This is a genomic window from Streptomyces sp. NPDC048416, assembly GCF_043200435.1.
Lineage (GTDB): Bacteria > Actinomycetota > Actinomycetes > Streptomycetales > Streptomycetaceae > Streptomyces.
On sequence record NZ_JBICXU010000008.1, the window covers coordinates 938 to 22,419 of the forward strand.

At 72.9% G+C, this 21,482-nt stretch carries 17 protein-coding genes; 12 read left to right on the top strand and 5 right to left on the bottom strand.

Annotated features, from left to right (window positions below; all coding sequences use genetic code 11):
• Positions 1-922, top strand: a 922-nt coding sequence (locus tag ACGFW5_RS12930) for a hypothetical protein (RefSeq protein WP_393834248.1), incomplete at its 5' end; no start/stop codon positions are given.
• Entirely contained in the window at positions 922-1,821 is a 900-nt protein-coding gene (locus tag ACGFW5_RS12935; protein WP_393834249.1) for a hypothetical protein, read from the top strand. The genes ACGFW5_RS12930 and ACGFW5_RS12935, both read left to right, overlap by 1 nt.
• A gap of 133 nt (positions 1,822-1,954) precedes the next feature.
• Here ACGFW5_RS12935 and ACGFW5_RS12940 read toward each other — a convergent pair whose 3' ends face one another.
• A complete protein-coding gene (locus ACGFW5_RS12940) occupies positions 1,955-3,238 on the bottom strand; it encodes a DUF1015 family protein (protein ID WP_393834250.1) in 1,284 nt (427 codons plus the stop codon).
• Positions 3,239-3,310: 72 nt separating this feature from the next.
• Between ACGFW5_RS12940 and ACGFW5_RS12945 the strand changes: the two genes are divergently transcribed.
• The 4 genes from ACGFW5_RS12945 to ACGFW5_RS12960 all read left to right on the top strand — a co-directional run bounded on the left by ACGFW5_RS12945 (position 3,311) and on the right by ACGFW5_RS12960 (position 7,379).
• The gene (locus ACGFW5_RS12945; protein ID WP_393834251.1) at positions 3,311-4,339 is read left to right on the top strand and encodes an HAD-IIA family hydrolase; all 1,029 of its coding nucleotides are present in this window, start codon (positions 3,311-3,313) and stop codon (positions 4,337-4,339) included.
• A gap of 153 nt (positions 4,340-4,492) precedes the next feature.
• A complete protein-coding gene (locus tag ACGFW5_RS12950) occupies positions 4,493-5,452 on the top strand; it encodes a FecCD family ABC transporter permease (protein ID WP_393834455.1) in 960 nt (319 codons plus the stop codon).
• A gap of 50 nt (positions 5,453-5,502) precedes the next feature.
• On the top strand, positions 5,503-6,477 hold the full coding sequence (locus ACGFW5_RS12955; RefSeq protein WP_393834456.1) for a FecCD family ABC transporter permease: 975 nt from the start codon (positions 5,503-5,505) through the stop codon (positions 6,475-6,477).
• 101 nt (positions 6,478-6,578) lie between these two features.
• Positions 6,579-7,379 carry an ABC transporter ATP-binding protein gene (locus ACGFW5_RS12960; RefSeq protein WP_393834252.1) on the top strand — a complete coding sequence of 267 codons (801 nt, stop codon included), beginning with the start codon at positions 6,579-6,581 and terminating at the stop codon, positions 7,377-7,379.
• 228 nt (positions 7,380-7,607) lie between these two features.
• Here the strand turns inward: ACGFW5_RS12960 and ACGFW5_RS12965 are convergent, their stop codons facing one another.
• Positions 7,608-7,955 carry an SCP2 sterol-binding domain-containing protein gene (locus ACGFW5_RS12965; RefSeq protein ID WP_393834253.1) on the bottom strand — a complete coding sequence of 116 codons (348 nt, stop codon included), beginning with the start codon at positions 7,953-7,955 and terminating at the stop codon, positions 7,608-7,610.
• A gap of 42 nt (positions 7,956-7,997) precedes the next feature.
• Here ACGFW5_RS12965 and ACGFW5_RS12970 point away from each other — a divergent pair, with 42 nt between their 5' ends.
• Genes ACGFW5_RS12970 through ACGFW5_RS12980 form a run of 3 tightly spaced genes read left to right on the top strand, consistent with a single transcriptional unit; the run spans position 7,998 to position 10,130 of the window.
• Entirely contained in the window at positions 7,998-8,324 is a 327-nt protein-coding gene (locus tag ACGFW5_RS12970; RefSeq protein WP_393834254.1) for a hypothetical protein, read from the top strand.
• Between the two features lie 49 nt (positions 8,325-8,373).
• Positions 8,374-9,189, top strand: coding sequence for a TlyA family RNA methyltransferase (locus ACGFW5_RS12975; protein ID WP_393834255.1), 816 nt, complete (start codon positions 8,374-8,376; stop codon positions 9,187-9,189).
• The gene (locus ACGFW5_RS12980; RefSeq protein ID WP_393834256.1) at positions 9,186-10,130 is read left to right on the top strand and encodes an NAD kinase; all 945 of its coding nucleotides are present in this window, start codon (positions 9,186-9,188) and stop codon (positions 10,128-10,130) included. Before ACGFW5_RS12975 ends, ACGFW5_RS12980 begins: the two co-directional genes overlap by 4 nt.
• A gap of 177 nt (positions 10,131-10,307) precedes the next feature.
• Here ACGFW5_RS12980 and ACGFW5_RS12985 read toward each other — a convergent pair whose 3' ends face one another.
• Positions 10,308-11,660 (bottom strand): FtsX-like permease family protein, encoded by a 1,353-nt coding sequence (locus tag ACGFW5_RS12985; protein ID WP_393834257.1) that lies wholly within the window; start codon positions 11,658-11,660, stop codon positions 10,308-10,310.
• Between the two features lie 150 nt (positions 11,661-11,810).
• Here ACGFW5_RS12985 and recN point away from each other — a divergent pair, with 150 nt between their 5' ends.
• Entirely contained in the window at positions 11,811-13,556 is a 1,746-nt protein-coding gene (gene recN / locus ACGFW5_RS12990) for a DNA repair protein RecN (protein WP_393834258.1), read from the top strand.
• Positions 13,557-14,437: 881 nt separating this feature from the next.
• Positions 14,438-15,517: a glycosyltransferase family 4 protein gene (locus ACGFW5_RS12995; RefSeq protein ID WP_393834259.1), complete on the top strand. Its 1,080-nt coding sequence runs from the start codon at positions 14,438-14,440 to the stop codon at positions 15,515-15,517.
• 193 nt (positions 15,518-15,710) lie between these two features.
• On the opposite strand, the gene ACGFW5_RS13000 is transcribed toward ACGFW5_RS12995, so the two are convergent.
• Positions 15,711-17,345, bottom strand: coding sequence for a PucR family transcriptional regulator (locus ACGFW5_RS13000; protein WP_393834260.1), 1,635 nt, complete (start codon positions 17,343-17,345; stop codon positions 15,711-15,713).
• Positions 17,346-17,543: 198 nt separating this feature from the next.
• Positions 17,544-19,349, bottom strand: coding sequence for a glycoside hydrolase family 15 protein (locus tag ACGFW5_RS13005; protein ID WP_393834261.1), 1,806 nt, complete (start codon positions 19,347-19,349; stop codon positions 17,544-17,546).
• 434 nt (positions 19,350-19,783) lie between these two features.
• Between ACGFW5_RS13005 and ACGFW5_RS13010 the strand changes: the two genes are divergently transcribed.
• Positions 19,784-21,466, top strand: a complete 1,683-nt coding sequence (locus tag ACGFW5_RS13010) for a CTP synthase (RefSeq protein ID WP_393834262.1) — start codon at positions 19,784-19,786, stop codon at positions 21,464-21,466.
• Positions 21,467-21,482: the final 16 nt, after the last annotated feature.

The window sequence follows — 21,482 nt, forward strand, 5'->3', positions numbered from 1 at the left end:
CGTCGTGACGACCGTCCCGCGCCCCGTCGTGATGACGACCGTGGTGGGTTCCGTCGTGATGACAACCGTGGTGGCGGCGCCGGTGGCGGTGGCTTCCGTCGTGACGACAGCCGTGGTGGTGGCAGCTCGTACCCCCGTCGTGATGACCGTCCGGCCCCCCGTCGTGACGACGACCGCGGTGGGTTCCGGCGTGACGACCGTGGTGGTCGCCCCGCCGATGGCGGTAGCTCGTACCCCCGTCGTGACGACCGTCCCGCGCCCCGTCGTGATGACGACCGTGGTGGGTTCCGTCGTGATGACAACCGTGGTGGCGGCGCCGGTGGCGGTGGCTTCCGCCGTGACGACAACCGCGGGGGCGGCAGCTCGTACGGGCGTCGTGACGACAGCCGTGGTGGTGGTAGCTCGTACCCCCGTCGTGATGACCGTCCGGCTCCCCGTCGTGACGATGACCGTGGTGGGTTCCGTCGTGATGACAACCGTGGTGGCGGCGCCGGTGGCGGTGGCTTCCGTCGCGATGACAACCGTGGCGGTGGCAGCCCGTACGGGCGTCGTGACGACAGCCGTGGTGGTGGTAGCTCGTACCCCCGTCGTGATGACCGTCCGGCCCCCCGTCGCGACGACGAGCGTGGCGGCTTCCGGCGCGATGACCGCCCGGCTCCCCGTCGTGATGACGACCGTGGTGGGTTCCGCCGCGACGACCGGGGCGACCGTGGTGACCGGGGTGGCGACCGCGGTGGGTACCGCGGGCGTGACGACCGGCGTGACGACCGCGGCCGCGACGACCGTGCCCGTGACGACCGTGGTGGCTACGGGCGTCGGGACGACCGGGACCGGGACCGCGACCGTGAGCCCGTCAAGCGGCTGCCGATCGACGAGGACGTCACCGGCAACGAGATCGACGAGGGCGTTCGTCAGGAACTGATGAGCCTGCCCAAGGGGCTCGCCGAAGAGGTCGCGTGCAACCTGGTGATGGTGGCGCGGCTCATCGACGACGAGCCCGAGCAGGCCTACGCCTACTCGCGCATCGCGCTGCGGCTCGCCTCCCGTGTGGCCGCCGTGCGTGAGGCCGCCGGCTTCGCCGCGTACGCGACTCAGAAGTACTCGGAAGCGCTCGCGGAGTTCCGTGCCGCGCGTCGGATGACCGGGTCCGTCGAACTCTGGCCCGTGATGGCGGACTGCGAGCGTGGGCTCGGGCGTCCCGAGCGGGCGCTCGCGATGGCCGGCGAGCCCGAGGTGCAGAAGCTCGACAAGCCCGGCCAGGTCGAGATGCGCCTGGTCGCGGCCGGTGCGCGTCGCGACATGGGGCAGCTGGACGCCGCCATCGTGACCCTCCAGAGCCCCGAGCTCGCGTCGAACTCCGTACAGCCGTGGACCGCGCGCCTGCGGTACGCGTACGCCGACGCGCTTCTCGCGGCCACGCGTGAGGATGAGGCCCGCGAGTGGTTCGCCAAGGCTCTTGAGGCGGACAAGGACGGCACGACCGACGCGTCCGACCGGCTCGCCGAGCTCGACGGTGTCGACTTCGTCGACGCCATGGCCGAGGCCGAGGACGACGTGGACGGCGAGGCCGTCGCCACTCGTGCCGAGCGGCCCGAGGGCTCGGACGCGACCGAGGTCGTGGACCTGCCCGAGGACCCCGACTTCGACGACGAGGGCGAGGAAGAGGACGAGTTCGAGGGTGACGACACCGATGTGGTGCGCGCCGCCGAGATCGTCGACGTCGACCTGGACGAGCCCGCGGCCGACGCCGACGCGGAGAAGCCCGTGAAGGGCGACGAGTCCGGCGCGACGCGTGCTCCGTCCGGCGACAAGGACGCCTGACACCTCGTGGGGTGTGACGTCTGACAGCTGAAAAGAGGCGGTGCCCCCCACGGGGCGCCGCCTCTTTTTTGCGTTCTACGTGCTGCGTGCTGCGTGCTGCAATTCTGCGTTCTGTGGTCGGGCCTCGGCCTGGTCAGTTCACGGTCAGGCTGCGCAGCACCAGACCGGTGGCCGGTTTCGGTCCGAAGGAGGTCGACTTGCGGGGCATGGTGACGCCCTGGCGGGCCAGGTCACGGACGACTTCCTCGCGGACCGGATGCATCAGGACCGCCGTCTTGCCGTGGCGTTCCGCCTGCTCGACCGTGGCGGCCGTGTCGTGGATGTACGCGATCTCCTCCGGGGTGTCGGGGATGCGCCAGATGTCGTCCAGGAGGGTCGCGTGCAGCACCGTCGCGTCGAGGGAGCGCCAGGCCGGCGGCCGGTCGGCGCGGACCGTGCGGGCGAGCAGCGCTTCGTCCGGGCGGTCCAGGAGGTGGAAGCGGCCGTCGCCCGCGAGCAGGAAGGCGTTGCTTTCGGCGGCGGCCTGCGCGAGCGCTTCCATGGCGCGGTCGAGCGGGACGTCGAGGGTGCGGACGCGGAAGGCGTCGGCCGCCGTGACCGCGGCGAGCGCCTTGGCCACCGGGACCCGGTGCAGGAGACGGTGGATGGAGCGGACGCGCAGCGGGTAGCGGGCCGTGTCGACGAGGAGGACCAGGCCGAAGTCCCAGGGGCCGGGCGAGGACTGTTCGTCGCGCAGGCGCAGATAGGTGGCCCAGCGGTGGTGGCCGTCGGCGATGACCGCCTGGTGGGCGCTCAGGTCCGACTGGACCTCTGCGAGATCGGCCGGATCCGTGAGGGCCCACAGACGGTGGCTGAAACCGTCCTCCGTCGTGGTGCGCAGGAGGGGTTCGCGGGCGATGGTGCGGTCGATGACGGCGTTCGCGCCGGTCGCTGTGGTGCTCCCGTGGTAGGTGAGGAGCAGGGGTTCGAGGTGGGCGGCGGTGGTCCGCATGAGGGCCGCGCGGTCCTCGACGACGTGCGGCATGACGTCCTCGTGCGGCAGGACGACGCCTTCGGCCGGTTCCGAAAGGGCCAGCGCGCCGATCACTCCTCGCTGGAGGATGCCGTCGCCCTCCTGCTCGTAGACGTACAGGGCGGGCTCGGGGTCCGGTGCCAGGACGCCCTCGTCGAGCCAGTCGTCCAGGGTCAGGGCTGCCTGCTGGTTGCGGGCGGCCGGTGAGGACGCCTGCGGGAGGATGAGCCTGACGATGTTGTACGGGTCCGCCGACTCCAGGTGGAGCAGCCCGTCGGGGCGCACCACCACGTCGTACGGCGGTGAGGTCACCGCAGCGAGGCTGCCGACCCGTTCGGGGACATAGCGCAGTCCGCGGAACGGGATCAGGCGCAGCCCGAGGTCCGCACGCCCAGTTGTGCTCATCCGTGCATGGTATGTGGGGTTGGGGCATGCGCGATGATCGGGGGGAGAGCATCGAACGAGGAGTGGATGAAGATGAGCCAGACCGGCCGGATCATGCCGCGCGGCAGCGAACAGCCGCTGAGCGAGGCGTACGACACGGCTCTGCTGGATCTGGACGGGGTCGTCTACGCCGGGGGCGCGGCCATCGCGCACGCCGTCGACGCGCTCGCCGAAGCGCGGGACGGCGGGATGCGTCTCGCGTATGTGACCAACAACGCGCTGCGGACGCCGGACGCGGTCGCCGAGCACCTGACGGAGCTCGGGGTGCCCGCCGGGCCGACGGACGTCATCACGTCGGCGCAGGCGGTGGCCCGGCTGGTGTCCGATCAACTGCCGCAGGGATCAAAGGTGTTGCTGATCGGCGGCGAGGGCCTGCGGGTCGCGCTGACCGAGCGCGGGCTCGTACCGGTGGAGTCGGCCGACGACGAGCCGGTCGCCGTCGTGCAGGGCTACGGGGGCCCGGACATCACGTGGTCACGGTTCGCGGAGGCCTCCTACGCGGTGGCCCGCGGGCTTCCCTGGTTCGCGTCGAATGTCGATCTGACGATTCCCAGCGGGCGGGGTATCGCGCCCGGCAACGGTGCGGCGGTCGAGGTCGTACGCATCGCGACCGGCGCCGATCCCCAAGTGGCCGGAAAGCCGCTGCCGCCGATGCACCGCGAGACGGTGCTGCGGACCGGCGCCGAGCGGCCCCTGGTGGTCGGGGACCGGCTCGACACGGACATCGAGGGAGCCTTCAACGGTGGCGTCGACTCGCTGCTCGTGCTGACCGGCGTGACGGACGGCGCCCAGCTCCTGGCCGCACGCCCCGAGCACCGGCCCACCTTCGTGGACGCCGATCTGCGCGGCCTGCTGACCGGGCAGCCCGAAGTGACCGAGGCGGGCGGGGGGTTCGCGTGCGGAGGGTGGACCGCGTCCATCGCCGACGGGGAGTTTGCGCTGGACGGGGACGGGGAGGCGATGGACGGGCTGCGGGCGCTGTGCGCGGCGGCCTGGAGTCGGGCCGGGGACGGCGTCTGTGAGCTGGACGCGGCGAAGGTGCTTGCGCGCTTGGGGCTCTGAGGCTTCGCGCGGGGGCGCTCTCGACAACGCGCAGGGTAGGCTAACCTAACTTGCGTGTTGGTAGACAGTCCTCCTCAGCCGCGCGGCGGGGCCACCTCCGTGCCTCCGGCCCCGACCGCGAAGCGCCGTACGCTGCGCGCCGCCGGTCTGCTCGTGTCCGTGGGCGTGCTGGCGCTCGTCGTCGTCGCGAGCGTCGCGGTCGGCGCGAAACCCATGCCGCTCGGCGACGTCTGGCACGGCCTCTTCCACGGATCCGGCACCGCCAACGACGTTCTCGTGCACGACGTGCGGGTGCCGCGCACGCTGCTCGGTCTGCTCGTCGGGGCCGCGCTCGGGCTGGCCGGCGCGGTCATGCAGGCGCTCACCCGCAACCCGCTCGCCGAGCCCGGCATCCTCGGGGTCAACGCCGGAGCGGCCGCCGCCGTCGTCTCCGCCATCAGCTTCCTCGGCGTCAACTCCCTCACCGGATACGTGTGGTTCGCGTTCCTCGGCGCGGGTGTCGTGTCGGCGGCGGTGTACCTGCTCGGCGGCAGCCGGGCCGCGACCCCGGTGCGGCTCGCGCTCGCGGGGACGGCGGCGAGCGCCGCGCTCTACGGCTACATCAACGCCGTCCAGCTCACCGACTCCGCCGCCCTCAACCAGCTCCGGTTCTGGCAGGTCGGCTCGCTCGCATCGGCGGACATGGGAACCGTCCGCAAGGTCGCACCGTTCATCCTCGTCGGAATCGTCGTCGCCCTGCTGCTCGCCCGGCCGCTCAACGCGATGGCCATGGGCGACGACACCGCCCGCGCGCTCGGCGCCCATCTGACCCGGACCCGCGTCACCTCGATGGTCGTGATCACCGTGCTGTGCGGGGCCGCGACCGCCGCGTGCGGGCCGATCGTGTTCATCGGGCTCATGGTGCCCCACATCGTCCGTGCCATCACCGGGCCCGACCTGCGCTGGATCCTGCCGTACGCGGCCGTGCTCTCGCCCGTGCTGCTGCTCGGCTCCGACGTGGTGGGGCGGGTCATCACGCGGCCCGCCGAACTCCAGGTGGGCATCGTCACCGCGCTCATCGGCGGGCCCGTCTTCATCTATCTCGTACGGCGCAGGAGGATGGCCCAGCTGTGAAGGCGATACGTACCCCCGGCGGCCTGTCCTTCCGGGCCGAGCCGCGCGCGATGGCCGTGGTCGGCGGGCTCGCCCTGCTGGCGCTCGCCGCCGCGGTCGTCCTGATCGGCACCGGCGACTTCACGATCGCCCCCGCCGATGTCGTACGCGGACTGCTCGGCTCCGGCACCCCCGCCCAGGACTTCATCATCAACGAACTGCGCCTGCCGCGCGTGCTGGTGGCCCTCCTGGTAGGTGCCTCGCTCGGCATCTCCGGCACGCTCTTCCAGTCCATCTCCCGCAATCCGCTGGGCAGTCCGGACGTCATCGGCTTCGGGCAGGGCTCCTCGGTCGGTGCGCTCACGGTCATCGTGTTCTTCCACGGCGGCGCGTTCGCGGTCTCCCTCGGCGCGCTGGCCGGCGGACTCGCGACCGGTGTGGCGGTGTATCTGCTGGCGTGGAAGAAGGGTGTGCACGGCTACCGCCTCGTGCTCGTGGGCATTGGGGCGGCAGCGATGCTCACCGCCTGCATCCACTATCTGCTCACCAAGTCGACCCTGGTCGACGCCGCCCGCTCGATGGTCTGGCTCACCGGCTCCCTCGACGGGCGCGACTGGGCGCAGGTGTGGCCGCTGCTCGTCCTGTTCGTGGTGCTCCTGCCGGTGGTCCTCGCCTACGGGCGCCCGCTGCGCATGCTGGAGATGGGTGACGACGCGGCGTACGCGCTCGGTGTGCCCGTCCAGCGGACCCGTACCGTCCTGATGCTCAGTGCCGTCCTGCTCAACGCATCGGCGACCGCGGCCGCCGGGCCCATCGCCTTCGTCGCGCTGACCGCGCCGCAGCTGGCCCGGCGCCTCACCCGGGCCACCGGGCCCAACATCCTCGCGTCCGCGTGCATGGGAGCGGCGCTCCTGGTCGTCGCGGACTGGGGCGCGCAGCGGCTGTTCGGCGAGAGCACACTGCCGGTGGGGGTGCTGACCGGGATGGTCGGCGGCGTCTATCTGCTGTGGCTGCTCGTCACCGAGCGCCGGGCGGGCCGGATATGAGCCGGCGTGCGACACCCGTCCCTTCATCCGGCTCCCCTGCGGACGGCTCCGTCGCGGTCAACTCCCTTGCGAATTCCGGCACTTCTACCAGGAGTACGAGCATGCAGCGCCTCAGCGCCGAATCGGTCACCCTCGGCTACGACCAGCGGGTGATCGCCAAGGACCTGTCGGTCGAGATCCCCGACCACTCCTTCACGGTGATCGTCGGACCCAACGCATGCGGCAAGTCGACCCTGCTGCGGGCGCTGTCCCGGATGCTCAAGCCGAGCGAGGGGCGGGTGCTGCTCGACGGGCAGTCCATCCACGCGCTGCCCGCGAAGAAGGTGGCTCGGACGCTGGGGCTGCTTCCGCAGTCCTCCATCGCGCCGGACGGGATCACGGTGGGGGACCTCGTGGCGCGCGGGCGCTACCCCCACCAGGGGCTGCTGCGGCAGTGGTCGCCCGAGGACGAGCGGATCGTGCGGGAGTCCATGGACGCGACGGGGGTCGGGGGGCTCGGGGAGCGGTACGTCGACGAGCTGTCCGGCGGACAGCGCCAGCGCGTCTGGATCGCCATGGCGCTGGCCCAGCAGACGCCGCTGCTGCTGCTCGACGAGCCCACGACGTTCCTGGACATCCAGCACCAGTTCGAGGTGCTCGACCTGTGTGCCCAGCTGCACGAGGAGCAGGGGCGCACGCTGGTGGCGGTGCTGCACGACCTCAACCAGGCGGCTCGGTACGCCACGCATCTCATCGCCATGAGGGAGGGGGAGGTGGTGGCGGAGGGGCCGCCGTCCCGGGTGGTCACCTCCGAGCTGGTGGAGCGGGTGTTCGGGGTGCGGTGCCAGGTGATTCCCGATCCTGAGACGGGGACACCGCTGGTGGTGCCGGCGGCTCGGCGGCGGGCGGTTCGGGCCGGCTGAGGACGGTCCCTGGGGCTCCGCCCCGAACCCCGTTCGCGCCTCAAGGGTGCTGTCAGGGGCGCGGGGAACTGCCCGCGGAGGGCCGCGTACGGTCAAGGCCGGTCAGAGCGGGGTGTGAGCAGGGCCGCGTACGGTCAGAGTGGGTCAGAACGGGGCGCGAGCAGGGCCGCGTACGGGCAGGGCCGGTCAGAGCAGGGCGCGAGCAGACCGCGTACGGTCAGGGCACGGTCAGAGCAGGGCGCGTAGGCGGAGCAAGTCGCGGAAGCCCGCTTCCAGGCGGACCCTCCCCGACGCCCACGCCTTCGCGAAGTTGAGCTCGCCCCCCACCATCGCCACCAGATCGTCACCCGTCATGGCGAGCCGGATCTGCGCCTTGTCGCGTGGCGGCCCCGGCACCGTGTCGAGGACCGCGATGCGGCCGTCGCGCAGACGGCCCACGAACGTGGCGTCCAGATCGGTGATGTGGCAGCTCAGGGAGCGGTCGAGCGCGGCCGCGGCGTGCACGTCACCCTCCGCCCGGGCCAGATTGTCCGAAAGTCTGTCGAGTGCGCCGCGGCACTCCTGCATGGTCGCCATCGTCACCGACCGTACCGCAGGGCTTCGCGGTAGCGTCTTGGCATGAACGACTCGATGCCGCCCGCGCCGCCCGCTTCCGAGGCGCAGTCCGGCGCGTACGCCACGGCGGAACCCGAGGTGGCAGGCCCCTCGGCCCTGGGCGTGCCCCGCGTCCCCACCGGCCACGCCGGGGTCGACGCCCAGATCGAGCGGCTGGGGGACGTCGACCGCCTCGGTACCGAGGGCCACCTGGGTGTGTACGAGGATGTACACCGTGGGCTGCGCGACGCACTGAGCGCACTCGACGCCCACCGGGGGCCGGCCCCCGGACCGGGGGCGGCGCCGGGAACCTCCGGCCCGGCCCGGCCGTTGGCCGATCACCGCCCCTGACGGCCCGCCGGGCCGCCGACACCTACGACTTACAGGAGCTGAACGAGACGTGGCAGGAGTGGCACGCCGCCGCCTCGACGCCGAGCTGGTGCGCCGGAAACTCGCACGGTCGCGGGAGCACGCCGCCCAGCTGATCGCCGCGGGGCGGGTGAGCGTCGGCAAGACCGTCGCCACCAAATCCGCCACCCAGGTCGAGACCGCAGCGGCGATCGTGGTGGTGGACGACGACAGCGACCCCGACTACGTCTCGCGCGGCGGCCACAAGCTGGCCGGGGCGTTCGAGGCGTTCGTCCCGCAGGGGCTGAAGATCGAGGGACGGCGCGCGCTCGACGCGGGCGCCTCGACGGGCGGCTTCACCGATGTGCTGCTGCGCGCCGGAGCCGGCCATGTCGTCGCCGTCGACGTGGGCTACGGACAGCTCGCGTGGTCCCTCCAGAGTGACGACCGGGTCACCGTGAAGGACCGTACGAACGTACGCGAGTTGACGCTCGACGACATCGACGGGCAGCCCGCCGACCTCGTGGTGGGAGACCTGTCCTTCATCGCGCTCGGCCTGGTGCTGCCGGCCCTCGTGCGCTGCTCGGCGCCCGACGCGGACCTGGTCCTCATGGTCAAGCCGCAGTTCGAGATCGGCAAGGACCGGCTCGGCAGCGGCGGCGTCGTGCGCAGCCCCGAGCTGCGGGCCGAGACGGTGCGGACGGTGGCGGCGCAGGCGGCCGCGCTCGGCCTCGGCGTGGTCGGTGTGACGGCCAGCCCGCTGCCCGGGCCCTCCGGCAACGTCGAGTACTTTCTGTGGCTGCGGGCCGGAGCGCCCGCGCTGGATCCCGCGGACGTGGAGCGCGCAGTGGCGGAGGGACCCCGTTGAGCCCGTCGGAGAACACCCCGGAGAACAAGCAGGAGAACGGCACGGCGGCGGCACGCACCGTGTTCCTGCTCGCGCACACCGGAAGACCCGCGGCCATCCGCAGCGCGGAGCTGGTCGTCAGGGGCCTGCTGCGCAGCGGCATCGGCGTGCGCGTCCTGCGCGCGGAGGCGGCCGACCTGCCGCTGCCCGCCGAGCCGGAGATCGTCGAGGACGCCAACCCCGAATGCCTCGACGACTGTGAACTGCTGATCGTCCTCGGCGGTGACGGCACCCTGCTGCGCGGCGCCGAGCTCGCCCGGGCGTCCGGCGTTCCGATGCTCGGCGTCAACCTGGGCCGCGTCGGCTTCCTCGCGGAGGCCGAGCGCGACGACCTGGACAAGGTCGTCGACCGTGTCGTGACGCGTGCCTACGAGGTCGAGGAGCGGATGACGCTCGACGTGCTCGTGCACAACAACGGGACCGTGGTGCACCGGGACTGGGCCCTCAACGAGGCGGCCGTCCAGAAGGTCTCGCCCGAGCGGATGCTGGAGGTCGTCCTGGAGATCGACGGCCGGCCCGTCACCGGGTTCGGCTGCGACGGCATCGTGTGCGCCACCCCGACCGGTTCGACGGCGTACGCCTTCTCGGCCGGCGGGCCCGTGGTGTGGCCCGAGGTCGAGGCGCTGCTCATGGTGCCGATCAGCGCGCACGCGCTGTTCGCCAAGCCCCTGGTCACCTCGCCCACGTCGGTGCTCGCGGTCGAGGTGCAGCCGCACACGCCGCACGGCGTGCTGTGGTGCGACGGGCGCCGTACGGTCGAACTGCCCGCGGGGGCGCGGGTGGAGGTGCGGCGAGGTGCCGTGCCGGTACGGCTCGCGCGGCTGCACCACGCGTCGTTCACGGACCGTCTGGTCGCCAAGTTCGCGCTGCCGGTGCAGGGGTGGCGCGGAGCGCCGCACTGACCGGTTCTGTTGACTTCACCCGGGTTCTGCCGGAGGGGGGGGCTTTCAGGACGCGGTGCTGACTGGTGCTGCCGAAAGGCGGGCTTCAGAACACAGCGCTGACCGGTCCTGCCGGAGGGCGGGCCTTCAGGACGCCGCACCGGCCGAGCGGTCCTGCCGTTTGCCGCGCGGCGGGCGTCAGGATGCGGCCAGCATTCTGATCGCCCGCCCGCGCAGGGTCCGGCGCACCGGAACTCCCGTGGCCAGCAGAGTCAGTGCGAGGACGCCGCCCGCCGTGGCGAGCGCCATCGGCCACGGCAGGTACGGGAGCCACGACCCGAACGCCGCCGTCAGCATCGGGGCCAGGGTCGCAAGCGCGACCACCGCGCCCAGCACAAGGGCCGTCACCGCGACGATGCCCGCCTCCCACGCGGCCATCGAGCGGACCTGACCGGGCAGCGCCCCCACCACCCGCAGCAGGGCGATGTCGCGACGCCGCTCGAAGGAGATCATCGCCAGGGTGTTGGCCGCGGCGATCGCGGCGAAGCCCGCGTAGAGGGCGGTGCCGAAGTAGTCGAGCCAGACCTCGCCCGGGCTGCCCGCCGAACCCGTGTAGTGGGCCGCGGTGGTATGCATCGCGATCTTGGTGAGCCCGAATCCGGTGACGAGGACCAGCGGGACCACCGCGGCCGAGAAGCGGCGCGGCTGCGAGCGGACGTTGAGCATCGCCAGGCGCGCACTGCCGCCGAACCGGCGGGCCGGCGCCGACACCAGCCGGGCGGCGGGCCCGACCACCTTCGGGCCGAGCAGCCCCGCGCCGACGCAGAACAGCAGCAGCACCAGGAACGAGGCCTGCGCAGCGTCGTCCGATGACTGGAGGGCAAGGGACACCGAAAGGGCGGCGCCGCCCGCCACCGCGAGGACGCCCAGCGCGGGCCGTACCCGGCCGAGCCCGCGCCGCCCCGCCGATGCCTCGTCCAGGGCCCGTGCCGGGCGCAGCAGCGAGAAGCGCAGCGCAGCGAGGAAGCCGGCGAGCGCGGAGGTGACCACGGCGACGGCCAGGGCGACCACCAGGGCCCACCACGTGAAGCGGTACGTCACCTCGGCCGGCACCAGGCCGTGGTCGCGCAGTCCCGTGAGCCAGACGCGGCCGAGCAGCGCGCCGCCGAGCAGGAACCCGCACACCGCGGCCGGCGCGGCGGCGGCGACCGCCTGCACCACCACGGCCCGCCGCACCTGACGGGGCCGGGCTCCGACGGCCCGCACCAGAGCGAGCTCCCTGTGCTGCTGCGTGATCGCGGTGCCCATGGTCGAGGCGATCACGAAAATCGACATGTAGATGGAACCGATGAGCATGACGACCGCCATGTCGCCCACGTCATGCGTCGACATCTCGTCGCGTGCGCCCGCCGACAAGCGCTTTGTCGATGTGCTGACCAGCAGGGTCATCGACGCGCTCACCACGGTCGCGGCGAACAGCGCGGCCACGAACGTGCCGACGAACGCCGGGCGGTGGCCGCGCAGGGCGGATCGGGCCAGTCCTGTGCTCATGCGACAAGGCTCGCTTCTGGGGTGGCGCCAGGGCCATCCGGCGGGCCCCCCGATCATGCTGGGGCTTTCCCCCGCGTCGACGGTTCGGCCTCCACGAGAGGGTGACGGCACGGGGCACGTCGCACACAGGGCCCAGGACCTCGTAAGGTCGTGTCCGTGTTGGAGGAGATGCGGATACGGTCGCTCGGAGTCATCGACGACGCTGTCGTCGAGCTGTCACCCGGTTTCACCGCGGTGACCGGCGAGACCGGCGCGGGCAAGACCATGGTCGTCACCAGCCTGGGGCTGCTGCTCGGCGGCCGTGCCGACCCCGCGCTCGTGCGGATCGGCGCCAAGGCGGCGGTCGTCGAGGGGCGGATCGCGCTGCGGCCCGGCAGCTCGGCCGTGCTGCGCGCCGAGGAGGCCGGGGCGGAGCTCGACGACGGTGCGCTGCTCGTGAGCCGTACCGTTTCCGCTGAGGGCCGCTCACGGGCGTACCTCGGCGGGCGGTCGGTGCCGGTCGGGATGCTCGCCGAGCTCGCCGACGACCTCGTCGCGGTGCACGGCCAGACCGACCAGCAGGGCCTGTTGCGTCCGGCCAGGCAGCGCGAAGCCCTCGACCGGTACGCCGGTGACGCGGTGGCGGGTCCGCTCGCCAAGTACGCCGGTGCCTACCGGCGGCTGCGGGCCGTCGCCGTCGAGCTGGAGGAGCTGACCACGCGGGCGCGCGAGCGTGCGCAGGAGGCCGATCTCATGCGCTTCGGGCTCGACGAGATCGCCGCGGTGGAGCCGCTGCCGGGCGAGGACGTCGAGCTCGCGGCGGAGGCCGAACGGCTCGGGCACGCCGAAGCACTCGCCTCGGCCGCGGCCGTCGCCCACGCGGCGCTCGCCGGCAATCCCGAGGACCCGCAGAGCGTGGACGCGACGACCCTCGTCGCCGGTGCCCACCGGGCTCTTGAGGCCGTACGGTCCCACGACCCCGCCCTCGCCGCGCTCGCCGAACGCATCGGTGAGGTCGCCATCCTGCTCGGCGACGTGGCCGGGGAACTCGCCGGATACGCCGACGACCTGGACGCCGACCCGCTGCGGCTCGCCGCCGTGGAGGAGCGCCGGGCCTCGCTGACCGCCCTGACCCGCAAGTACGGCGAGGACATCACGGCCGTGCTCGCCTGGTCGCAGCAGGGTGCGGCGCGGCTGACCGAACTCGACGGCGACGACGACCGGATCGAGCAGCTGACCGCCGAACGGGACGGCCTTCGCGACGAACTGTCCGTGCTGGCCCAGGCGTTGACGGACGCCCGTACCGAGGCGGCGGCCCGGTTCGCCGAGGCCGTCACCGCCGAGCTCGCCTCTCTCGCGATGCCGCACGCGCGGGTGTCGTTCGCGGTCGGCCAGAACGAGTCCGTCGACGAGGCTTCGGGTGTCCACGTGGGCGGCAGGGCCGTGGCGTACGGGCCGACCGGCGCCGACGAGGTCGAACTGCTTCTGGCCCCGCACCCGGGCGCGCCGCCCCGGCCGATCGCCAAGGGCGCGTCCGGCGGTGAGCTCTCCCGGGTCATGCTTGCGGTCGAGGTCGTCTTCGCGGGCACGGACCCGGTGCCCACGTACCTCTTCGACGAGGTCGACGCGGGTGTCGGCGGCAAGGCGGCGGTCGAGATCGGCCGGCGGCTCGCGAAGCTCGCCAAGTCGGCGCAGGTCGTGGTGGTCACGCATCTGCCGCAGGTCGCGGCGTTCGCCGACCGTCAGCTCCTGGTCGAGAAGACCAACGACGGCACGGTCACCCGGTCCGGCGTCACGGTCCTGGAGGGCGAGGACCGGGTGCGTGAGCTGTCGCGCATGCTGGCGGGGCAGGAGGACTCCGAGACGGCGCGGGCCCATGCGGAGGAACTTCTCGCCACGGCCCGCGCGGACGGCTGACCCCGGGCTCCGCCCCCACCCCGCCGTGGTCAGCCGGCCCTGGCCCGGGGACCTGTGCGCCCGGCCCCGCACGGTCCGCAGCCGGGGTCCCTGGGGCTCCGCCCCAGACCCCGTGCCGCGCCTGAACGGCGCTCGTCCTCAAGCGCCGGACGGGCTGGGGTGGTTGCTGCTGGGCACCCCGCCAGGGGCGGCCCACCCAGGGGCGCGGGGACCTGTGCGCCCGGCCCCGCATGGTCCGCAGCCGAGGTTGGGGTGGTTGCTGCTGGGCACCCTGCCCAGGGCAGCCCACCCAGGGGCGCGGGGAACTGCGCGACCGGCCCCGCACGGTTCGCAGCCGGGGTCCCTGGGGCTCCGCCCCAGACCCCGTGCCGCGCCTGAACGGCGCTCGTCCTCAAACGCCGGACGGGCTGGGGTGGCTTCTGCTGGGCACCCTGCCAAGGGCAGCCCACCCTGGGGCGCGCCGGACGGGCTGGGGTGGCTTCTGCTGGGCACCCTGTCTGGGGCGGCCCACCCAGGGGCGCGGGGAACTGCGCGCACGGCCCCGCACGGTCTGCAGCCGGGGGCCTGAGGCTCGGCTCCAGACGGCTGGGGTGGTTGCTGCGGGGCACCCTGCCAGGGGCAGCCCACCCAGGGGCGCGGGGAACTGCGCGCACGGTCCCGCACGGTCCGCAGCCGGGGTGCGAGGGGTCGGGTTCATGGGGGTGGCGCCCTGTTCGGCGCGGCACGGTCGTTCACCCGTGGGGGTGTTTTGGGGGCGGGGATCCCCGGTCCGGCGCGGCAGGAACCTCCGGACGGTCCCGGAACGCCCGTACGGACTGGCATCCTTGGCCGGGCACCACCGACCTCCACCGCCGACCCGTCCGCTCCGGGAGCCTGTTCACGTGTCACAGCTGCGTACGGTCCAAGTGCTGGGCGGTGGCAGTGCGGGCAGCAGCGCGCACGTCAGGTCGCTGGCGGCCGGCCTGGTCGCGCGGGGCGTACGCGTCACCGTCTGCGCCCCCGCCGGCCTTGAGGGGGAGTACGACTTCCGCGGCGCGGGCGCCTTCTTCGTGCCGGTGGCGCGGCGCGGCGACCCGGCGGCGGTCGGCGCGCTGCGTGCCGCCTGCGCCGACGCCGACGTCGTGCACGCGCACGGCCTGCACGCCGCGGCCCGCGCCGCGCTCGCGCTGCACGGCAGGAGGGGCGTGCCGCTCGTCGTCACCTGGCACACCCGCTCACACGCGCAGGGCGCCCGAGGGCAGGTGCTGCGGCTGGTGGAGCGCCGCGTCGTGCGGGCCGCCGCCGTGGTGCTCGCCGCCTCCTCCGAGCTCGTCGACCGGGCCCGCAGCCGTGGCGCGCGCGATGCCCGGCTCGCGCCGGTCGCCGTCCCCGCCCCGCGGCTGCCCAGCGGGCACGCGGACGGCAAGGCCCGGGCCGAACTGGGCGCCGTGGAACGGCCGTTGCTGATGGCCGTGGGCAGTCTGGTCGAGCACCGCGGGTACGAGGTGCTGCTGGAAGCGGCCCGTACCTGGCGCGACCTCGACGCCACGCCGCTGCTCGTCATCGCGGGGGAGGGGCACGCGCGGCCCGCCCTGCAACGACGGATCGAGGAGGATCGCCTGCCGGTCAGGCTCATCGGCCGGCGCGACGACATCACCGAGCTGCTGGCCGCCGCCGACATCGCGATCCTGCCCAGCCGCTGGGAGGCCCGCTCGTTGCTCGCGCAGGAGGCGCTGCGCCTGGGCGTGCCGCTGGTCGCCACGGCCGTGGGCGGGGTGCCCGAGCTGGTCGGGGACGCGGCCCTGCTCGTGCCGTACGGGGACGCCGAAGCGCTCGCGGACGCCGTCGTGGGCCTGCTCGCGGACCCCGGGGCGCGCCACACGCTGGCCGCGGCGGGGCTCGCGCAGGCCGAGAGCTGGCCCACCGAGGACGAAACGGTCGCTCAAGTCCTCGCCGTCTACGACGAGTTGGCAGGCGCCTGAGACACACCCGGCCTCGGCGGCGCGTGCCCTAGGGGGTGTCTGGTGGATCATGGCCGGGGGTGCGGCGCCTGGCACGGCACCTCGCGGCGTTGCCGAAACGCCCCGATAGCTCCGCTATCACGACGTTCCGGCGCCTTGCGATGCACCGCACCAGGCGCCGCACCCTGACCGACCCTGATCCACCAGACACCCCCTAACCGGCCGCGTGCCGACGGGCCCGCAGCGCGAGCGAGAGGGCGAGCACCGTCTGCGGGTCGTCCAGATCGGTGCCCAGGAGGTCCGCGATGCGGGCCAGCCGGTTGTACAGGGTCTGCCGGTTGAGATGGAGCTCGCGGGCGGTCTCCGCCTTGCGGCCGGCGTGGGCGAGGTAGGTCTCCAAGGTGGGCAGCAGCGGCGGGCGGGAGGCCCGGTCGTGTGCCTGGAGCGGGCCGATCGCCCGCTCCACGAACGCCGCGAGGTCGGGGTGCTCGCGCAGCCGCCACAGCAGCAGGTCGATGTCGAGGCGCCGGGCGTCGTACCAGGGCCGCTCGGGCAGGCCCTGCGCCGCGGCCGCCGTCTCCGCCGCGTGCCGAAGACCCGCGCCCGCCGCGGCCCAGCCGCCCGCCACGCCGACCACGACCACGGGCTGCGTCCCGGCCCGCGCGCCCATGAGCCCGGCGCGTTCGACGCCGGCCCGCAGGGCCGCCGCGACCCGGTCGGCGACCGCGGTGCGCTCCGACTCCGAACGCAGCCCGAGCAGCAGCGGCACCCGGCCTTCGACGGGGCGTACGCCGAGCAGGACGGGCACACCCACCGAGGACAGCTCTTCGAGGACGGCCCGCGCGAGGACCGCCCAGTTGCCCGTCGGGGCGAGTTCGGACGCGAGGCGCATCACGACCGGCAGGAGCGGCCCGTCGCCGGGCCTGAAACCGAGGACCTTGGCCTGACCGGGCGCGTCGTCGGGCGTGATGCGGCCCTCGGCGAGGTCGGTCAGGAAGTCGCCGCGGCCGCGCGCCGCAAGCTCCTCCTCCTGGCGGGCCTGCATGAGGACGACCGCCAGGATGCCCGCGGCCCGCTCGGCGGCCATGCGGTGCACCGGCAGCAGGGGCGCGCCCACCGCGAGCAGCGCCAGGCGGGCCCGTACCGAACCCGCGCCGGGGCCGCCGCCGGGCACGTCGACCAGGACCGCGCCCACCGGCGGGCCCGAGGCGCGGGCCTCGCGCCGGCCGCGCAGCCCCTCCCAGACCTGGAGCGGATCGGCCGCCGCGTCGCCCGCCTCGCAGGCCGCGGCGTACAGGAGCTGCCCGTCGGGGGTCTCCAAAAAGACCGGGTTGGCGGTGAAGTCGGCCAGGATGCCCAGGACCTGGGGGATGCCACCGCCGCCCAGCAGCGCGCCCGTACAGCGCCGGTGGACCTCCTCGGCACGTTGCAGCAGCGCGTAGTGGCCGTTGACGATCTCGGTGTGGATCTCCTCGGTCACCGTGACGAACGGCACCTCGCGATGCAGCTGGACGAGGGGGAGCCCGGCGGCGCGCGCGCTCTCGACCAGGGTGGCCGGGAGCCGGGCGAAGCGCGGGCCGAGCTCGACGACGAGGGCGGCGATGCCGCGCTCGGCGAGCCGCCGTACGAACGCGCGCTGCTCGGCGGGGCGGGTGCCGAGGCCGATGCCGGTGGTCAGCAGCAGCTCCCCGCCCTTGAGCAGCGAGGCGATGTTGGGCGCCTCGCCGGCGTGCACCCAGCGCACGGTGCGCTGGAGCCGGTCGGCTCCCGCGACGACCTCCGGGAGGCCCCCGCGCAGCCCCGGCAGTTCAAGCGCCCGCTGCACGGTGATCCCGCCCTGCGTGTCCACTGCGCCCACCTCTCGTCCTGCGGGACCCGGGGTCCGACCCCGGGACGGCACCGCATGCGGCGGACGCTACCTGCGGATACGTCCCGGAACCCGCGCCGTGTGGTGTACGTCACGCGGGTCGCGACGGACGCCCGCGGGCCGCCCCGCGACACGACGCGGGGACGGCCCTGCGGGCAACGCGCCGGACGGCCCGGGCCGTCAGCCGCCGTACGCGCCCGACGCGGTGAGCCGCAGCGCCGTGTCGATCAGCGGAACGTGACTGAAGGCCTGCGGGAAGTTGCCCACCTGGCGCTGGAGGTGCGGATCCCACTCCTCCGCGAGCAGGCCCAGGTCGTTGCGCAGGGCGAGCAGCTTCTCGAAGAGCTTGCGGGCCTCGTCGACCCGGCCGATCATCGCGAGGTCGTCCGCCATCCAGAACGAGCAGGCCAAGAACGCGCCTTCCTCGCCCGCGAGGCCGTCCAGGTTGTCGTCGTCGCCGCCCGTCGTCGGGTAACGCAGGATGAACCCGTCCGGTGTGGACAGCTCGCGCTGGATCGCCTCGATGGTGCCGATCACACGCTTGTCGTCCGGCGGCAGGAAGCCCATCTGCGGGATGAGCAGCAAGGACGCGTCGAGCTCCTGCGAGCCGTAGGACTGCGTGAAGGTGTTGCGTTCGCTGTCGTAGCCCTTCTCGCAGACGTCCCGGTGGATGTCGTCGCGCAGCCGGCGCCACTTGTCGAGCGGGCCGTCCGCGTCGCCGGACTCGATGAGCTTGATGGTGCGGTCGACGGCCACCCAGGCCATCACCTTGGAGTGGACGAAGTGGCGGCGCGGGCCGCGCACCTCCCAGATGCCCTCGTCGGGCTGGTCCCAGTGGGTCTCCAGGTAGCGGATCAGCTTGAGCTGGAGCAGCGAGGCGTAGTCGTTGCGGGCCAGGCCCGTCATGTGCGCCAGGTGCAGGGCCTCGGTGACCTCGCCGTACACGTCGAGCTGGAGCTGGTGGGCGGCGCCGTTGCCGGCCCGTACCGGGGTCGAGTTCTCGTATCCGGGCAGCCAGTCGAGCTCGGTCTCGCCCAGCTCGCGCTCGCCCGCGATCCCGTACATGATCTGCAGGTTCTCGGGGTCACCCGCGACCGCGCGCAGCAGCCACTCGCGCCAGGCGCGGGCCTCGTCGCGGTAGCCGGTGCGCAGCAGCGAGGACAGCGTGATCGCGGCGTCGCGCAGCCAGGTGTAGCGGTAGTCCCAGTTGCGCTCGCCGCCGATGTGCTCGGGCAGCGAGGTCGTGGGCGCGGCCACGATGCCGCCGGTCGGGGCGTAGGTGAGCGCCTTGAGGGTGATCAGGGAACGCACCACGGCCTCGCGGTAGGGCCCGTGGTAGGTGCCGTGGTCCACCCATTCCCGCCAGAAGTCCTCGGTCGCCTCAAGGGAGGCCTCGGGCTCCGGCAGCGCGGGCGGCTCGCGGTGCGAGGGCTGCCAGCTGATGGTGAAGGCGACCCGCTCGCCGGGCGAGACGGTGAAGTCGGAGTACGTCGTGAGGTTCTTGCCGTACGTCTCCGCCTCGGTGTCGAGCCACACCGAGTCGGGCCCGGCCACGGCCACCGTGCGGGAGTCGACCTTGTGCACCCACGGGGTGATCCGGCCGTAGCTGAACCGCATGCGCAGGGTGGAGCGCATCGGGACCCGGCCGGTCACGCCTTCCACGATGCGGATCAGCTGCGGTGCGCCGTCGCGCGGCGGCATGAAATCGGTCACGCGGACCGTGCCGCGTGGGGTGTCCCACTCCGATTCCAGGATGAGCGAGTCGCCCCGGTAGCGACGGCGGTCGGCCGTCGGGGGCGGATCGTCCGTGTGGTGCGCCGGTCCGACCCGCCAGAAGCCGTGTTCCTCGGTGCCGAGCAGTCCGGCGAAGATGGCGTGCGAGTCGAAGCGGGGCAGGCAGAGCCAGTCCGCCGTGCCGTCACGGCAGACCAGTGCGGCGGTCTGCATGTCTCCGATGAGTGCGTAATCCTCGATGCGCCCGGCCACGTGCAATCTCCAGTCGAACGGCCACGTCGCCCCCTGGGGGCGCTTACAGCGACAGCGGTCAAGGGCTCGCCAACGAGCGCATGTTCCGGATGACGGGCTGGGTGGTGCCGTGCTACCAGGTGGCTCGGCAAGCGAGTGTCCGAGCAGGATACGACGCACCTCAGTGATCCGCTGGAGCCTCCCTTGAACACCATTGCGCCGAACGAGTGAGGCTCGTACTCAGGGCTGACCAGCGGCATACAGAGCGTGGCCGGACGCGGTCCGCCGCTGGCGCTGATACCCTGGTAGCCCGTGGCCGGGTGCTGAAAAAAGCCCCGAACCGCAGCGACGGCGCCCGCTGAGATCTCGCGTAATCCCGCGAAATCTCGCACAAGATCCACACAGGGTGACCGGCACGCACTCCAGACAGCGACCACGGGAGCCCCCTCTTGGCCATGCAGACTCGATCCTTGGCATCCTCGACGACCAAGCACATCTTCGTCACCGGGGGTGTCGCCTCTTCCCTCGGCAAGGGTCTGACTGCCTCCAGCCTGGGTGCGCTCCTCAAGGCGCGGGGCCTTCGGGTCACGATGCAGAAGCTCGACCCGTACCTCAACGTCGACCCGGGCACGATGAACCCGTTCCAGCACGGTGAGGTGTTCGTCACCAACGACGGCGCCGAGACGGACCTGGACATCGGCCACTACGAGCGGTTCCTCGACGTCGACCTCGACGGTTCGGCCAACGTGACGACCGGCCAGGTCTACTCGCAGGTCATCGCCAAGGAGCGGCGCGGCGAGTACCTGGGCGACACCGTGCAGGTCATCCCGCACATCACCAACGAGATCAAGCACCGCATCCGCCGCATGGCCACCGACGACGTCGACGTCGTGATCACGGAGGTCGGCGGCACGGTCGGTGACATCGAGTCGCTGCCGTTCCTGGAGACCGTGCGCCAGGTCCGCCACGAGGTCGGCCGCGACAACGTCTTCGTCGTGCACATCTCGCTGCTGCCCTACATCGGCCCCTCGGGCGAGCTGAAGACCAAGCCGACCCAGCACTCGGTCGCCGCCCTGCGCAACATCGGCATCCAGCCCGACGCGATCGTGCTGCGCGCCGACCGCGAGGTGCCGCTGTCCATCAAGCGCAAGATCTCGCTGATGTGCGACGTGGACGAGGCCGCCGTGGTCGCCGCCATCGACGCCAAGTCGATCTACGACATTCCCAAGGTGCTGCACACCGAGGGCCTTGACGCCTACGTCGTGCGCAAGCTGGACCTGCCGTTCCGCGACGTGGACTGGACGCAGTGGGACGACCTGCTCGACCGGGTCCACAACCCGCTGCACGAGGTCACCGTCGCGCTGGTCGGCAAGTACATCGACCTGCCCGACGCCTACCTCTCCATCACCGAGGCCATGCGCGCCGGCGGCTTCGCCAACAAGGCCCGCGTCAAGGTCAAGTGGGTCACGTCCGACGACTGCAAGACCCCGGCCGGCGCCAAGAAGGCCCTCGGCGACGTGGACGCGATCCTGGTCCCCGGCGGCTTCGGCGACCGCGGCGTGAACGGCAAGATCGGCGCGATCCAGTACGCCCGCGAGAACAAGGTGCCGCTGCTCGGCATCTGCCTGGGCCTTCAGTGCATCGTCATCGAGGCGGCACGCAACCTGGCGGGCATCCCCGACGCCAACTCCACCGAGTTCGACGCCGCCACCGCCCACCCCGTCATCTCCACGATGGAGGAGCAGCTGGCCTACGTCGAGGGCGCGGGCGACCTGGGCGGCACGATGCGCCTGGGCATGTACCCGGCGAAGCTCGCCGAGGGCTCCGTGGTCCGCGAGGCCTACGGCGACCAGCCCTACGTCGAGGAGCGCCACCGTCACCGCTACGAGGTGAACAACGCCTACCGCGCGGAGCTGGAGAAGAAGGCCGGTCTGGTCTTCTCCGGCACCTCCCCGGACAACAAGCTGGTCGAGTACGTCGAGTACCCGCGCGAGGCGCACCCCTACCTGGTCGCCACCCAGGCCCACCCGGAGCTGCGCTCGCGTCCCACGCGTCCGCACCCGCTCTTCGCGGGCCTGGTCAAGGCGGCCGTGCAGCGGCAGGAGGAAGCGCGCAAGACGGGCAAGCCCGCCAAGTAATGGGGGCGCGTTAACG